This is a genomic window from Vibrio sp. M260121 (assembly GCF_036533715.1).
GTDB lineage: Bacteria > Pseudomonadota > Gammaproteobacteria > Enterobacterales > Vibrionaceae > Vibrio.
The window spans coordinates 55,121-68,090 of sequence record NZ_JATABF010000019.1 but is presented as its reverse complement, the minus strand read 5'-3'; the positions used below and the strand labels follow the sequence as shown (position 1 = coordinate 68,090).

The window sequence follows — 12,970 nt, the reverse complement described above, 5'->3', positions numbered from 1 at the left end:
AGGCTTGTTTGCGTGTTTATGATCTTGGAGTGAATACAGCAACGGCTCGTTAATTCTGACCTAACGAATAAAAGAAAGCCAAAAACTGCATATTTCAGAATGGTTATGCACGTTTTATGCACTTTTGATGTATGACTTCTTTCTCAAACGAAAAAGAATAAAAACGCACTTTTTAAAACTCATGAACAAACAACAAAATATAGAATTAAAATACACCAAGGAAGCATTTACAAAATATAACGCCAAAAAATTATATTTTTACAATATATAAGCAAAGTTCTAAGACTTGCATCTTTGCACCAAGCTTGTCATAACTAACGGCTGGAATATTTGTAAGGATGCAAAATGAGTAAGCTGTACGTTGGATCAGAAGTTGGTCAACTAAGACGAGTTCTATTAAACCGCCCAGAGCGCGCCCTCACCCACCTAACGCCATCGAACTGCCATGAGCTACTGTTTGATGACGTATTAGCGGTAGAAGCGGCAGGTGAAGAACACGACGCGTTTGCGCGCACACTGCGTGAACAAGATGTCGAAGTACTACTACTTCATGATCTACTGGTTGAAACCCTTGCGGTTCCAGAAGCAAAACAATGGTTGTTGAATACTCAGATCTCTGACTTCCGTTACGGTCCGACTTTCGCTCGTGACTTACGCCAGTACTTCGCAGAGATGGACGATGAGCACCTAGCAAGCATTCTCCTTGGCGGCTTGGCTTACTCGGAACTGCCAATCAAATCTTCATCAATGTTGCCGAAGATGAAGCGCCCACTGGACTTCGTGATCGAACCTCTGCCGAACCACCTCTTTACCCGTGACACGTCATGCTGGGTATACGGCGGCGTTTCTCTTAACCCAATGATGATGCCTGCACGTCAACGCGAAACCAACCATCTGCGTGCGATTTATCGCTGGCACCCAACCTTCGCTGGTCAAGACTTCATTAACTACTTTGGTGATGAAGACCAGCACTACGACAATGCCAACGTTGAAGGTGGTGATGTACTGGTTATCGGTAAAGGTGCGGTTCTAATTGGTATGTCTGAGCGCACAACCCCACAAGGTGTAGAAAACTTAGCGGCAAGCCTGTTTAAATCTGGTCAGGCGAAAGAAGTTATTGCTATCGACCTACCAAAACACCGCTCGTGTATGCACCTTGATACGGTCATGACGCATATGGATGTGGATACTTTCTCGGTATACCCAGAAATCATGCGTAAAGATTTAGATACTTGGCGCCTAACACCTAAAGGCAACGGTGAAATGCATGTCGAAGCATCACACAACTATCTGCATGCCATCGAATCGGCACTCGGTTTAGATCAATTGAAGATCATCACAACGGGTGGTGACAGCTACGAAGCTGAACGAGAGCAATGGAACGATGCCAACAACGTACTGACGGTGAAACCTGGTGTTGTGATTGGTTACGAACGTAACGTCTACACTAACGAGAAGTACGACAAAGCTGGCATTGAAGTCCTGACTATTCCGGGTAACGAGCTTGGTCGCGGTCGTGGTGGTGCACGTTGCATGAGCTGCCCAATAGAACGTGACGATATTTGAGAAACCTCTCCACCAAATAAAACCAATTGAGACTAAGGTTGATGTGAATACATCAACCTTTTTTTGTTTTTAATTAAAATAATTATTCACAATAAAAGCATTTATATGTTTTAATGCTTTTATTCTTTATCAACCAAACGACCTAAGGGACGAGCTATGGCTTTCAATCTACGTAATCGCAACTTTTTGAAGCTATTGGACTTCTCAACTAAAGAGATCCAGTTTTTGCTCGAACTGTCTGCAGAGCTGAAAAAAGCTAAATATGCAGGAACAGAGCAGAAGAAACTTCAAGGTAAAAACATCGCACTAATCTTTGAGAAATCTTCTACTCGTACCCGATGTGCATTTGAAGTCGCGGCCTTTGACCAAGGCGCTCAAGTCTCTTACATCGGTCCTTCTGGCTCACAGATCGGTCATAAAGAATCGATGAAAGATACCGCTCGTGTTCTTGGTCGCATGTACGATGGCATCGAATACCGTGGCTTTGGTCAATCGATCGTTGAAGAGCTTGGTACTTATGCTGGTGTACCTGTCTGGAACGGTTTAACGGATGAGTTCCACCCTACCCAAATCCTTGCAGACTTCCTGACCATGCAAGAGCACGGACGTGGGAAACAACTGCATGAAATGACGTTTGCCTACCTTGGTGATGCTCGCAATAACATGGGGAATTCACTCATGGTTGGCGCAGCAAAAATGGGCATGGACATCCGCCTTGTAGCGCCAAAAGCGTTCTGGCCAGAAGAAGCATTAGTGGCAACTTGCCAAGAAATTGCCCAACAAACCGGCGCGAAAATCACGCTGACTGAGAACGTTGAAGAAGGCGTTAAAGGCTGTGACTTCTTATATACCGACGTTTGGGTATCGATGGGTGAGTCGGCTGAAGCTTGGGATGAGCGTGTTGCTCTGATGACACCTTACCAAATCAATATGGATGTGATTAAGCAAACGGGTAACCCTCATGTGAAGTTCATGCACTGCCTGCCAGCCTTCCACAACGATGAAACGACTGTGGGTAAAGAGGTAGCAGAGAAATACGGAATGAAAGGGCTTGAGGTCACCGAAGAGGTGTTTGAATCTGAATACTCTATCGTATTCGACGAAGCCGAGAACCGCATGCACACCATCAAAGCCGTGATGGTTGCGACATTAGGCAGCTAAACCATAGCATTAAAAATGGTAACAAAAACCATGATGTAATCGCTTGCGCTCACGAAAGTTAAGCGTATAATGCTCGGCAATTTGTCTGAGGATTACGAAATGACCACGCCGATTGCTGACGTAAAAACGCGATTTGCTCTAGCTAAGCGACTACGCTTACGTGCTGTTATTTTCGTTAATTCTATTGAATTTTAAAACCTCCCCAATTGGGGAGGTTTTTTTATGCCTAAAATTCCATCGCGGTGAATTTTGGGGATAGTCACCACTGTTATAGGGAAGAAGATCATGGCGAACTCGCTTTACCAGAAGCACATCATCTCTATTCCAGAGCTTTCACGTGAAGAACTGGAACTGATTGTAGAAACTGCAGGTCAGCTAAAAAAAGAACCTCGTCCAGAACTGATTAAAAACAAGGTTGTAGCAAGCTGTTTCTTTGAGCCATCCACACGTACTCGCCTGTCATTCGAGACAGCAATTCAACGTATCGGTGGCGATGTTATTGGTTTTGATAACGGTGGTAACACCTCTCTGGCGAAAAAAGGCGAGACGCTATCTGACTCAGTTCAAGTTATCTCTTCTTACGTCGATGCATTCGTGATGCGCCACCCTCAAGAAGGCGCAGCGCGCTTAGCCTCTGAGTTCTCTAACGGCGTACCAGTTATCAACGCAGGTGACGGCGCAAACCAACACCCAACGCAAACGCTACTCGACCTATACACCATCGCGGAAACGCAAGGTCGTCTAGACAACCTAAACGTTGCGTTTGTTGGTGACCTAAAATACGGTCGCACCGTGCACTCGTTGACTCAAGCATTGGCAAAGTTCAATAACATTCGCTTCTTCTTTGTTGCACCAGAAGCACTCGCAATGCCAGATTACATCTGTGAAGAGCTAGATGAAGCAGGCATTCAATACAGCCTACACACAGACATGGAAAGCGTGATTCCTGAGCTCGACATTCTGTACATGACTCGCGTACAAAAAGAGCGCTTTGATGAATCCGAATACGCGCACATCAAATCAGCTTACATCCTAACGGCGGCACTACTAGAAGGTGCACGTGAAAACTTGAAAGTACTGCACCCACTGCCACGCGTGGATGAAATCACCACAGACGTCGACGTCACACCACACGCTTACTACTTCCAACAAGCAGAAAACGGCGTTTACGCGCGCCAAGCGTTGTTGGCTCTGGTTCTTAACGAAACACTGTAATCGAGGGAGAAAAAGACATGGCTAAAGAAACTCAATTGCAGGTTGAAGCAATCAAAAACGGCACAGTAATCGACCACATCCCAGCACAAATTGGTATCAAAGTGTTGAAGCTGTTCGATATGCACAACTCTTCTCAACGTGTCACCATCGGTCTGAATCTGCCTTCATCTGCACTCGGCCATAAAGACCTACTCAAGATTGAAAACGTGTTCATCAACGAAGAGCAGGCAAGTAAACTAGCACTGTACGCACCACACGCGACCGTTAACCAAATCGAAAACTACGAAGTAGTGAAGAAGTTGGCGCTGGAGTTACCAGAGCGAATCAACAACGTGTTTGAATGTCCGAACAGCAACTGTATTACACACAACGAGCCGGTTGCGAGCAGCTTCCAAGTGTTCGAGAAGAAGGAAGAAATCCGTCTGAAGTGTAAATACTGTGAGAAAGTCTTCGCGCGTGAGATCGTGACTGAGCGTTAGTTTCCCGCTTCGATGTTGCTAACGATAAATTAACTGATACCCCGCTAATGCGGGGTATTTTGCTCTTTACGTGCTTCATGTTTAAAGGCAAACTGATTCTTCTTAAGAACGCTCAAGATGCTTGAGTAAACTCTTTATTCCCCTAAACAGATGGAACAATTCAAATGACGAAAGTACTTCATACTGAGTCTGCACCAGCAGCAATCGGTCCTTACGTTCAAGGCGTAGATCTAGGCAACATGGTTCTAACTTCTGGCCAAATCCCAGTAAACCCAGCGACAGGTGAAGTGTCTGCAGACATCGCAGAGCAAGCTCGTCAATCTCTAGAGAACGTAAAAGCTGTTGTTGAAGCATCAGGCCTTAAAGTGACTGACATCGTTAAAATGACAGTATTCGTGAAAGACCTAAACGACTTCGGCACAGTAAACGAAGTTTACGGTAAGTTCTTCGATGAGCACGAAGTAGCAAACTACCCTGCACGTTCTTGTGTAGAAGTCGCTCGTCTGCCTAAAGATGTTGGCATCGAGATTGAAGCAATCGCAGTTCGCAAATAATTGCGCAGGCTGACAAACATAAAAAAACGGGTAGCTCAGGCTACCCGTTTTTTATTGTCTTTTGGCGATGATGTCGCAGTAAAACTTAAGCTGCGTTGCGCTGTTTTACTTCTTCATCTAAGGCTTCTAGTTTTGCTTTCATTTCTTCACGACAAACATTCGCTAGCTCACGTACGCCTTCTTTGCCGTAACCTTCTGTGCTCACAGGAGGCAGCATCTCAATGATCACGTGACCATTGTTCCAGCGGTTCAGTTTGATGTGGTCAGTAGAACTACACACGATTGGAATGATTGGCACTTCTGCACCGATAGCGGCATGGAAAGCTCCCGTTTTAAATGGTAGTAAACCACGGCCACGTGAACGTGTACCTTCAGGGAACATCCACACTGAAACATCACTATTTTTAATGCTGTCTACAACTTGGTCGATAGTGCCTTTTGCTTTAGAGCGGTTTGCACGGTCAATCAAAATGTTACCTGTTAGCCAGTAAAGCTGACCAAACAACGGCATCCACGCTAGACTCTTCTTACCTACTGTTACGACCTTAGGTGTAACGGCTGAAGAGACAGTGAAAAGGTCCCAGTTGTTCTGGTGGTTAGCAATGTAAACATGCTGACCACGAGAGTACGCATTTTCCGGAATACGCAGCTCTAGCTTGATACCAAACACACGCGACATTTTGCCGAATAGACGACCGAAGGTGAAAACGTGCTTAGGGTTTCGAGGGCTTAGTAGGCAGTAACCGCAACCACCAATAAACATCACAATTGCGAAAATTGCGACAGCAAATACACGTAACAGTGCAATCATTGTTGTTCTCCAGGAACCGGCTTTGCGCCAGCTACAGCTATTATTGTCTCTTTGAACATAGTCATGGACTATGACAGAAAGCGCGATATAAAAAAGCCGAAACCTGAGTTTCGGCTCTCTTCATATCTAGGTCAACTGCGGTGCAGTTTAACCTGCCTCACTCACGCGCTCAATATTTGCGCCAAGTGCAGACAGTTTATTTTCGATTTTGTCGTAACCGCGGTCGATATGATAGATACGGTCAACGATGGTTTCGCCTTTTGCGATACAACCTGCAATCACCAAACTTGCCGAAGCTCGTAGGTCGGTTGCCATCACTTGTGCGCCACTTAGAGAATCTACGTCACCACAGATAACCGTGTTACCTTCGATTTCCGCTTTCGCGCCCATGCGCATCAATTCTGGTACGTGCATGAAACGGTTTTCGAAGATCGTTTCCGTGATCACGCCGCCGCCTTTTGCCATAATGTTCAAGAGCGTGAATTGCGCCTGCATGTCAGTAGGGAAGCCAGGGTGCGGAGCAGTGCGGATGCTTACCGCTTTCAGCTCACGGTCAGTCATATCAACAGAAATCCAGTCTTCACCAGTTTCCACTAATGCGCCTGCCTCTTCTAGCTTCGCCAATACCGCTTCTAGAAGGTGTGCATTGGTGTTGCGACATACTACTTTGCCGCCAGAAACCGCTGCTGCAACTAGGAAGGTACCTGTCTCAATACGGTCAGCCACAACGTTGTGCTTACCGCCACCTAGACGCTCAACACCCTCGATGGTGATGGTATCAGTACCTGCACCAGAGATTTTTGCGCCAAGTGTGTTTAGGAAGTCCGCCGTATCAACGATTTCAGGCTCGCGCGCTGCGTTGTCTAGCGTTGTCGTGCCCTCAGCAAGCGCTGCTGCACACATGATAGTGATCGTTGCACCAACACTCACTTTGTCCATCACAATGTGCGCGCCTTTTAGGCGACCATCAACTTCTGCTTTCACGTAACCATCTTCTAGTGTGATGGTTGCGCCAAGCTGTTCTAGACCAGTAATGTGTAGATCAACAGGACGAGCACCGATAGCACAGCCGCCAGGTAGAGAAACCTGACCTTGGCCAAAACGCGCTACAAGAGGACCAAGCGCCCAAATAGATGCACGCATGGTTTTTACTAAATCGTAAGGAGCACAGTATTCGTTGATACTGCTTGGATCGACATGAACGGAACCATTACGGCTTACCTTTGCGCCAAGACGCTTAAGCAGTTCCATGGTGGTGTCGATATCACGAAGGTGTGGCACATTCGCCACTTCTACAGGCTCTTCCGCCAAGATAGACGCAAATAAAATCGGTAGTGCTGCGTTTTTTGCACCTGAAATGGTCACTTCACCAACCAGTGGTTTATCTGACCCAATAACTCGAAACTTTTCCATCAATAAACCTTAAAGCGACATTAGCTTCTTATCACGAGCCCACTCTTCTGGAGTGAACGCTTTGATCGATAACGCGTGAATGTCGTTACGCTGGATGTAATCCATCAGAGGACCGTAAATTAACTGCTGCTTCTTAACGCGGCTCATTCCATCGAAACAAGCATCAACAGCAACCACCTCATAGTGGCTACCTTCACCTTTTACATGCACTTCTTGAAGGTTTAGTGCTTCTTCTAGTAACTGTTGTACTTTTGCGCTATCCACAATTTACCCCTGATAATTCTGTATATGTTTGGCCACTAAAGATTCAACATTGCTCAATTGAAACAAAGTGCGCAATTGCGCCGGCACGAAACTGAGCATTATATGACAGTTTTGTTTTTTTGCATGCTCTAATAAGTGGATTAACATCACCATTCCCGCAGAGTCAATGCGTTCAATCTCTTCTAACGAGCATTCTAGCTCGGTTTGAGAAGGTTGCCATTGCTGTGCCACCGCCCACAATGCTGGCACTGAATCACGATCCAGCGCCCCTGTAAGCTTAAGAATGTCTGCTTGTAATTGCCACTGAGAATGAGACTGCGCCATTACTTTGCCGCCTCGAAACGAATTGGCTGTGCTGCCAGTTTCTCTAAATCTTTCGCGACCGCTAGAATGCCTTCTTGGCGAATCTGAGTATTCCACTCTGATTGCTTGCTTGATAGTAGGCTGATGCCTTCTGCAACCATGTCGAATGCTAACCATTCACCTGTTTTCTTATCTTTACGCAGCTTAAACTCAAGTTTGATGTTTGGACGCGGTGCGTCGATGATATCAACCTTGATGCTCGTAATGCGTTTAGAAGGATCCAGCTTTGGCTCAGGGCCAAATTCAATTTGTTGATCCGAGTATTGCGTTAACACTTGCGCATATGAGGTCACCAGATAAGCACGGAATGCTGTGATGAACTCACCCACATCTTCACGCTTCGCACCTTTTAAGTTTGGACCAAGCAGTTTCAATGCCGCATAGCGATCGTTAACGTAAGGCATCAACTCTTCTTCAACGATGGTCTTAAGCAAATTTGGATCTTGCTTAATTTGTGGCTGTTCAGCTTTCAAACGATCAAATGTCACTTCCGCAACTTGTCTCATCATTTGATAAGGCTGAGTTTTATCCACTTCTGCAGCCACTGCACCAAAAGCAGTAAACGCTGCTACGAATGAAAGTAATAGTCTCGAAAGCATGGGTTATTCCTTACTTGTATCACCAGAATCGCCTGAACCACCAATGCTGTATAGTACTTGGCCGATAAGGTCTTCCAGTACTAATGCAGATTTGGTGTCTTCGATGGTGTCACCATCAACAAGCATTTCTTCATCGTCAAAAACAAAGCCCGGTACCAAGCCAATGTACTGTTCACCAATCAATCCCGATGTCAAAATTTGCACACTAGAGGTTTCTGGGAACTGGTTGTATTGGCTGTTAATCGACAAGCTAACTACTGGTAATAGGCTATCAGGGTTAAGTGTAATGCTACTTACACGACCGATAACAACGCCGCCAACTTTCACTGGAGAGCGAACTTTCAAACTACCAATATTGTCGAACTCGGCTTTCAAGGTGTAAGTATTGCCAGAGCCAATGCTTTTTACGTCAGCAACCTGAAAAATCATCACAAGAATCGCGCAAATTCCTGCTAATACAAAGCTGCCAACCCATAATTCTGTTTTACGTGTTTGTTGCATGATTAATTCCCAAACATCAATGCGGTCAGTACAAAGTCTAGTCCCAGTACTGCTAAAGAAGAATGCACAACAGTGCGCGTCGTTGCTCGGCTGATCCCTTCCGAAGTAGGAATAGCGTCATAGCCATTAAATAGAGCGATCCAAGTAACGGTAATCGCAAACACGATACATTTGATCATGCTGTTACCGATGTCTTGGCCTAATTCAACCGAAGATTGCATTGCAGCCCAGAAGCTGCCGTGATCTACGCCTTTCCAATCCACACCAACAAGCTGTGCACCCCAAATGCCCACAGCCATGAAGATCATCGCGAGTAGTGGCATTGAAATAGCACCCGCCCAAAAACGAGGTGCAATAACGCGTTTCAGCGGATCCACAGCCATCATTTCTAAGCTTGAAAGCTGCTCTGTGGCTTTCATCAATCCGATTTCTGCTGTCAGCGCGGAACCAGCACGACCAGCAAACAATAACGCTGTTACTACTGGTCCTAACTCACGTAGTAGCGAAAGAGCGACCATTTGACCAAGGCTGCCTTCTGCTCCGTAATCCACCAGCACCACATAGCCTTGCAAGCTAAGCACCATACCGATGAACAAACCAGAAACGACAATGATCGCTAGCGATTGAACGCCTACGGAATACAGCTGCTTAATCAGTAAAGGAAGGTTTTTGATTGGCTGTGGTCGAGTCACTAACGCACCAACGAGCATCAATGTTGCGCGACCGAACGCCTCACAAATAGCCAATGTGCGTCTGCCTAGTGAAGCGACAAATTGAATAAAGCTATCGACCATCAAATAAATCCTTTTCGATACTTTGAGCTGGGAAACGGAACGGTACTGGCCCATCCGCTTCCCCTTGTAAGAATTGCTGAACGCGAGGGTCTTGATTGTCTCTCAGTTCTTGAGGGGTACCAAAGGCAATCACTTTGCCATCAGCCATCAAGTAAACCCAATCCGCAATACTCATCACTTCTGGCACATCATGAGAAACGACGATAGAAGTCACGCCTAATGCTCGGTTAAGGTTACTGATCAACTCAACCAACACACCCATGGTAATTGGGTCCTGACCCACAAACGGCTCGTCGTACATGATAAGGTCTGGATCAAGCGCAATCGCTCGAGCCAGCGCAGCACGACGCGCCATACCACCTGACAATTCACTTGGCATAAGCTCTGCCGCACCACGAAGGCCTACCGCTTCAAGCTTTAGCAGCACCATGGTGCGGATGAGTTCTTCGGAAAGCTCGGTGTGTTCACGTAAAGGAAATGCCACATTATCGAACACATTCAGGTCGGTAAATAGCGCCCCTGACTGGAACAACATGCTCATTTTTTTACGTGCGTGATACAGTTTTTTGCGTGACAACGCAGGAATGTTGTCACCATCAAACCAAATCTCACCCTGTTCAGGGTATATCTGACCGCCAATTAGGCGCAGCAGTGTCGTTTTACCGATACCCGACGGCCCCATAATGGCCGTCACCTTCCCTTTTGGTACGTGCAAATCAATACCATCAAAGATCTTGCGCTCGCCGCGTGAAAAGGTGAGATTGTTAACGGTAACTAAATCGTTGTTCGACATACTATCTCTTCTACTATTTGTGAGCGGTTCTCACAGAGTTGTAATCCAACTCAACCCCGATTGTTTTCAAGATATTACGTCGAGAATATCCTAAAGTGACTTCGGTACACTTATTAGGCTGCAATCATAAGCACATTGAACGTTAATTAAAAGCACTGTTCAATTAAATAGAGCCGACGAAATTCAAGCAAATCTTCATAAAATATGACGAAATGAAAGGAAGGTGTTTACATCTCACTCCAGATTAACCGCATTAAGAACGACGATTGAATGAGCAACAATTAAACACAATTTCGTTACTAACCTTTAATTTATTTGTTGTTTATCTTCCATTTTTGGCCGCAAAAGGTCAAAATTAGCGGTTACTCATTTCACTTATTTTATTACTTAGGAATCATCATGCTCGAAGCCGTAGCATTGCTTATCGTCGGTCTTGTCTTACTTGTTTGGAGTGCAGATAAACTTGTTTTTGGCTCTGCAGCTCTGGCCCGCAACGTCGGTATTTCACCTCTAGTGATCGGTATGACCATTCTTGCAATGGGCTCATCTGCACCAGAGATGATGGTTTCGGCAACCGCTGCATGGGATGGCAAAACCGATACCGCGGTTGGCAACGTGCTCGGTTCCAACATTGCTAATATTGCTTTGATCCTAGGTATTACTGCGATCATCAAACCACTTTCTATCAGCTCTGCCGTGATTCGCCGCGAACTGCCTTTGATGATAGCAGTTACTGTACTTGCTGGTATTTTACTGTGGGATAGCCACTTAGGCTTCTATGAAGGTATCTTGCTGTTTATTTTGTTCGGTGGATTCCTATTTGCCATGCTGCAAATTAGCCGTAAAGAGCAGAAAGCTGGTGATGCGTTTGTTGATGAGCAAGAATCTGAAGTCCCAGAAGGCGTAACTAACCCGAAAGCAATCATGTGGGTTGTGATTGGCTTGATACTGCTTCCTTTGGCAGCAAGCATGCTGGTAGATAATGCCGTCATTATTGCGAAACACTTTGGCATGAGTGACCTAGTGATTGGCCTTACTATTATTGCTATCGGCACTAGCCTTCCAGAACTCGCTGCATCTCTTGCTGGCGTTCTAAAAGGCGAAGACGACATGGCCGTAGGTAACATCATCGGCTCAAACGTATTCAACATTCTTGCGGTTATGGGTCTACCTGGCATCATCAATCCATCGATGCTGAGCGAATACGCTATGGGTCGTGATTTCTGGGTGATGCTAGGGGTTTCTCTCCTTCTTGTGGCAATGTGTCTTGGTAAGTCACGCAGTATCAACCGCCTTGAAGGTGGCATCCTGTTTGTGTGTTTCTTAGGTTACCAAGTGTACCTATTCGCAAACATGGCCGCTTAATAACATAATAAGTAAAGACAAATTGGAGCACTGATATGTCCACTCAATTTGATTTTCGCGCTGCAGCTAAACAAGTTCTTGATATTGAGGTATCAGCTTTACAACAGCTAGACCAATACTTTGACGCGCAGTTTGAACAAGCTTGCGAATTGATTCTTTCCAATAACGGCAAAGTTGTCGTAATGGGCATGGGCAAATCAGGTCATATCGGCAACAAAATTGCTGCGACCCTTGCGAGCACTGGTACTTCAGCATTTTTCGTTCACCCTGGCGAAGCTGCACATGGTGACCTAGGCATGATCAGCGCGGGTGATATTGTTATTGCGATTTCAAACTCGGGAGAGTCTCATGAGATTTTGTCTCTATTCCCAGTTTTGAAACGCCTGAACATCAAAATCATCAGTATGACAGGCAAGCCAGAATCGAACATGGCGAAGTTGTCTGATCTGCATTTGCAAATCACTGTTCCAAAAGAAGCTTGCCCACTTGGTCTCGCGCCAACCAGCAGTACTACGGCGACTTTGGTTATGGGTGATGCACTGGCTGTTGCGCTTCTGCAAGCTCGTGGCTTCTCAGCGGAAGACTTTGCGTTATCACACCCTGGTGGTGCGCTGGGAAGAAAATTGCTGCTTAAGCTGTCTGATATAATGCACTTCGGTAATGCACTACCAAAAGTATCACCTGATGCGCTTATTCGTGACGCCTTGCTCGAGATTTCTGAAAAAGGCTTGGGCATGACAGCCATCGTCGATGAGCACGATGCTATGCTTGGTATATTCACCGATGGCGATTTACGTCGTACTTTGGATAAGCGCATTGATATCCACACCACAGCAATTGGTGAAGTGATGACGCAAAACCCAACTACAGCACATCCGGAGATGTTAGCGGTAGAGGGGTTGAATCTAATGCAAGACAAGAACATCAATGCTCTGATCTTGTGCGATAACAATAAGATTGTTGGCGCACTGAATATGCATGATTTATTGAAAGCTGGCGTGATGTAGTATTGCATCACCCAAAAGACTTAACGGTTGATTTAACAGATTAAGGCAATGGTCAGGGAAGTACTGAGCTAAGATAAAGGCCTTT

16 protein-coding genes are annotated in these 12,970 nt (G+C 45.7%); 8 read left to right on the top strand and 8 right to left on the bottom strand.

Going from position 1 to position 12,970, the window contains the following annotated elements; genetic code table 11:
• Nucleotides 1-345 precede the first annotated feature (345 nt).
• The 6 genes from arcA (at nt 346) to QTO06_RS12380 (ending at nt 4,975) form a co-directional block, all read left to right on the top strand.
• A complete protein-coding gene (arcA, locus tag QTO06_RS12405) occupies nt 346-1,566 on the top strand; it encodes an arginine deiminase (RefSeq protein ID WP_005432859.1) in 1,221 nt (406 codons plus the stop codon).
• Between the two features lie 156 nt (nt 1,567-1,722).
• The gene (locus QTO06_RS12400) at nt 1,723-2,727 is read left to right on the top strand and encodes an ornithine carbamoyltransferase (protein ID WP_005432863.1); all 1,005 of its coding nucleotides are present in this window, start codon (nt 1,723-1,725) and stop codon (nt 2,725-2,727) included.
• A 69-nt stretch (nt 2,728-2,796) separates the two neighbouring features.
• Nucleotides 2,797-2,922 (top strand): hypothetical protein, encoded by a 126-nt coding sequence (locus QTO06_RS12395; RefSeq protein ID WP_005432831.1) that lies wholly within the window; start codon nt 2,797-2,799, stop codon nt 2,920-2,922.
• A 90-nt stretch (nt 2,923-3,012) separates the two neighbouring features.
• Nucleotides 3,013-3,942: an aspartate carbamoyltransferase gene (gene pyrB, locus QTO06_RS12390; protein WP_005432845.1), complete on the top strand. Its 930-nt coding sequence runs from the start codon at nt 3,013-3,015 to the stop codon at nt 3,940-3,942.
• A 17-nt stretch (nt 3,943-3,959) separates the two neighbouring features.
• Entirely contained in the window at nt 3,960-4,421 is a 462-nt protein-coding gene (gene pyrI, locus QTO06_RS12385) for an aspartate carbamoyltransferase regulatory subunit (protein WP_005448817.1), read from the top strand.
• A gap of 164 nt (nt 4,422-4,585) precedes the next feature.
• The gene (locus tag QTO06_RS12380; RefSeq protein WP_005432832.1) at nt 4,586-4,975 is read left to right on the top strand and encodes a RidA family protein; all 390 of its coding nucleotides are present in this window, start codon (nt 4,586-4,588) and stop codon (nt 4,973-4,975) included.
• 85 nt (nt 4,976-5,060) lie between these two features.
• On the opposite strand, the gene QTO06_RS12375 is transcribed toward QTO06_RS12380, so the two are convergent.
• The 8 genes from QTO06_RS12375 to mlaF all read right to left on the bottom strand — a co-directional run bounded on the left by QTO06_RS12375 (nt 5,061) and on the right by mlaF (nt 10,513).
• Entirely contained in the window at nt 5,061-5,786 is a 726-nt protein-coding gene (locus QTO06_RS12375; protein WP_331408287.1) for a 1-acylglycerol-3-phosphate O-acyltransferase, read from the bottom strand.
• Nucleotides 5,787-5,933: 147 nt separating this feature from the next.
• Nucleotides 5,934-7,199, bottom strand: coding sequence for a UDP-N-acetylglucosamine 1-carboxyvinyltransferase (murA, locus tag QTO06_RS12370; protein ID WP_331408286.1), 1,266 nt, complete (start codon nt 7,197-7,199; stop codon nt 5,934-5,936).
• 9 nt (nt 7,200-7,208) lie between these two features.
• Nucleotides 7,209-7,463, bottom strand: a complete 255-nt coding sequence (gene ibaG, locus QTO06_RS12365; RefSeq protein ID WP_005432865.1) for a BolA family iron metabolism protein IbaG — start codon at nt 7,461-7,463, stop codon at nt 7,209-7,211.
• 3 nt (nt 7,464-7,466) lie between these two features.
• A complete protein-coding gene (locus QTO06_RS12360; RefSeq protein WP_005432856.1) occupies nt 7,467-7,787 on the bottom strand; it encodes an STAS domain-containing protein in 321 nt (106 codons plus the stop codon).
• A complete protein-coding gene (gene mlaC, locus QTO06_RS12355) occupies nt 7,787-8,425 on the bottom strand; it encodes a phospholipid-binding protein MlaC (RefSeq protein ID WP_005535407.1) in 639 nt (212 codons plus the stop codon). Before mlaC ends, QTO06_RS12360 begins: the two co-directional genes overlap by 1 nt.
• A gap of 3 nt (nt 8,426-8,428) precedes the next feature.
• Nucleotides 8,429-8,926, bottom strand: coding sequence for an outer membrane lipid asymmetry maintenance protein MlaD (gene mlaD / locus QTO06_RS12350; RefSeq protein WP_005432853.1), 498 nt, complete (start codon nt 8,924-8,926; stop codon nt 8,429-8,431).
• Nucleotides 8,927-8,928: 2 nt separating this feature from the next.
• Complete coding sequence (gene mlaE, locus QTO06_RS12345; protein WP_005535409.1) at nt 8,929-9,720, bottom strand: lipid asymmetry maintenance ABC transporter permease subunit MlaE; 792 nt, start codon at nt 9,718-9,720, stop codon at nt 8,929-8,931.
• The gene (mlaF, locus tag QTO06_RS12340) at nt 9,710-10,513 is read right to left on the bottom strand and encodes a phospholipid ABC transporter ATP-binding protein MlaF (protein ID WP_005535411.1); all 804 of its coding nucleotides are present in this window, start codon (nt 10,511-10,513) and stop codon (nt 9,710-9,712) included. The genes mlaE and mlaF overlap by 11 nt, the downstream gene beginning before the upstream one ends.
• Before the next feature lie 399 nt (nt 10,514-10,912).
• Between mlaF and QTO06_RS12335 the strand changes: the two genes are divergently transcribed.
• Together QTO06_RS12335 and kdsD are read left to right on the top strand one after the other, a co-directional pair.
• Entirely contained in the window at nt 10,913-11,878 is a 966-nt protein-coding gene (locus QTO06_RS12335; RefSeq protein WP_038891160.1) for a calcium/sodium antiporter, read from the top strand.
• A gap of 35 nt (nt 11,879-11,913) precedes the next feature.
• On the top strand, nt 11,914-12,885 hold the full coding sequence (gene kdsD / locus QTO06_RS12330; protein WP_045367607.1) for an arabinose-5-phosphate isomerase KdsD: 972 nt from the start codon (nt 11,914-11,916) through the stop codon (nt 12,883-12,885).
• Nucleotides 12,886-12,970 lie beyond the last annotated feature (85 nt).

Excerpts from the sequence above, each read along its gene's own strand:
- QTO06_RS12335 (WP_038891160.1), top strand. The coding sequence starts at position 10,913 with ATGCTCGAAGCCGTAGCATTGCTTATCGTCGGTCTTGTCTTACTTGTT.
- QTO06_RS12400 (WP_005432863.1), top strand. The coding sequence starts at position 1,723 with ATGGCTTTCAATCTACGTAATCGCAACTTTTTGAAGCTATTGGACTTC.
- mlaF (WP_005535411.1), bottom strand. The coding sequence starts at position 10,513 with ATGTCGAACAACGATTTAGTTACCGTTAACAATCTCACCTTTTCACGC.
- arcA (WP_005432859.1), top strand. The coding sequence starts at position 346 with ATGAGTAAGCTGTACGTTGGATCAGAAGTTGGTCAACTAAGACGAGTT.
- QTO06_RS12360 (WP_005432856.1), bottom strand. The coding sequence starts at position 7,787 with ATGGCGCAGTCTCATTCTCAGTGGCAATTACAAGCAGACATTCTTAAG.
- QTO06_RS12375 (WP_331408287.1), bottom strand. The coding sequence starts at position 5,786 with ATGATTGCACTGTTACGTGTATTTGCTGTCGCAATTTTCGCAATTGTG.
- QTO06_RS12395 (WP_005432831.1), top strand. The coding sequence starts at position 2,797 with ATGCTCGGCAATTTGTCTGAGGATTACGAAATGACCACGCCGATTGCT.
- murA (WP_331408286.1), bottom strand. The coding sequence starts at position 7,199 with ATGGAAAAGTTTCGAGTTATTGGGTCAGATAAACCACTGGTTGGTGAA.
- mlaC (WP_005535407.1), bottom strand. The coding sequence starts at position 8,425 with ATGCTTTCGAGACTATTACTTTCATTCGTAGCAGCGTTTACTGCTTTT.
- pyrI (WP_005448817.1), top strand. The coding sequence starts at position 3,960 with ATGGCTAAAGAAACTCAATTGCAGGTTGAAGCAATCAAAAACGGCACA.
- QTO06_RS12380 (WP_005432832.1), top strand. The coding sequence starts at position 4,586 with ATGACGAAAGTACTTCATACTGAGTCTGCACCAGCAGCAATCGGTCCT.
- mlaE (WP_005535409.1), bottom strand. The coding sequence starts at position 9,720 with ATGGTCGATAGCTTTATTCAATTTGTCGCTTCACTAGGCAGACGCACA.
- pyrB (WP_005432845.1), top strand. The coding sequence starts at position 3,013 with ATGGCGAACTCGCTTTACCAGAAGCACATCATCTCTATTCCAGAGCTT.
- kdsD (WP_045367607.1), top strand. The coding sequence starts at position 11,914 with ATGTCCACTCAATTTGATTTTCGCGCTGCAGCTAAACAAGTTCTTGAT.
- mlaD (WP_005432853.1), bottom strand. The coding sequence starts at position 8,926 with ATGCAACAAACACGTAAAACAGAATTATGGGTTGGCAGCTTTGTATTA.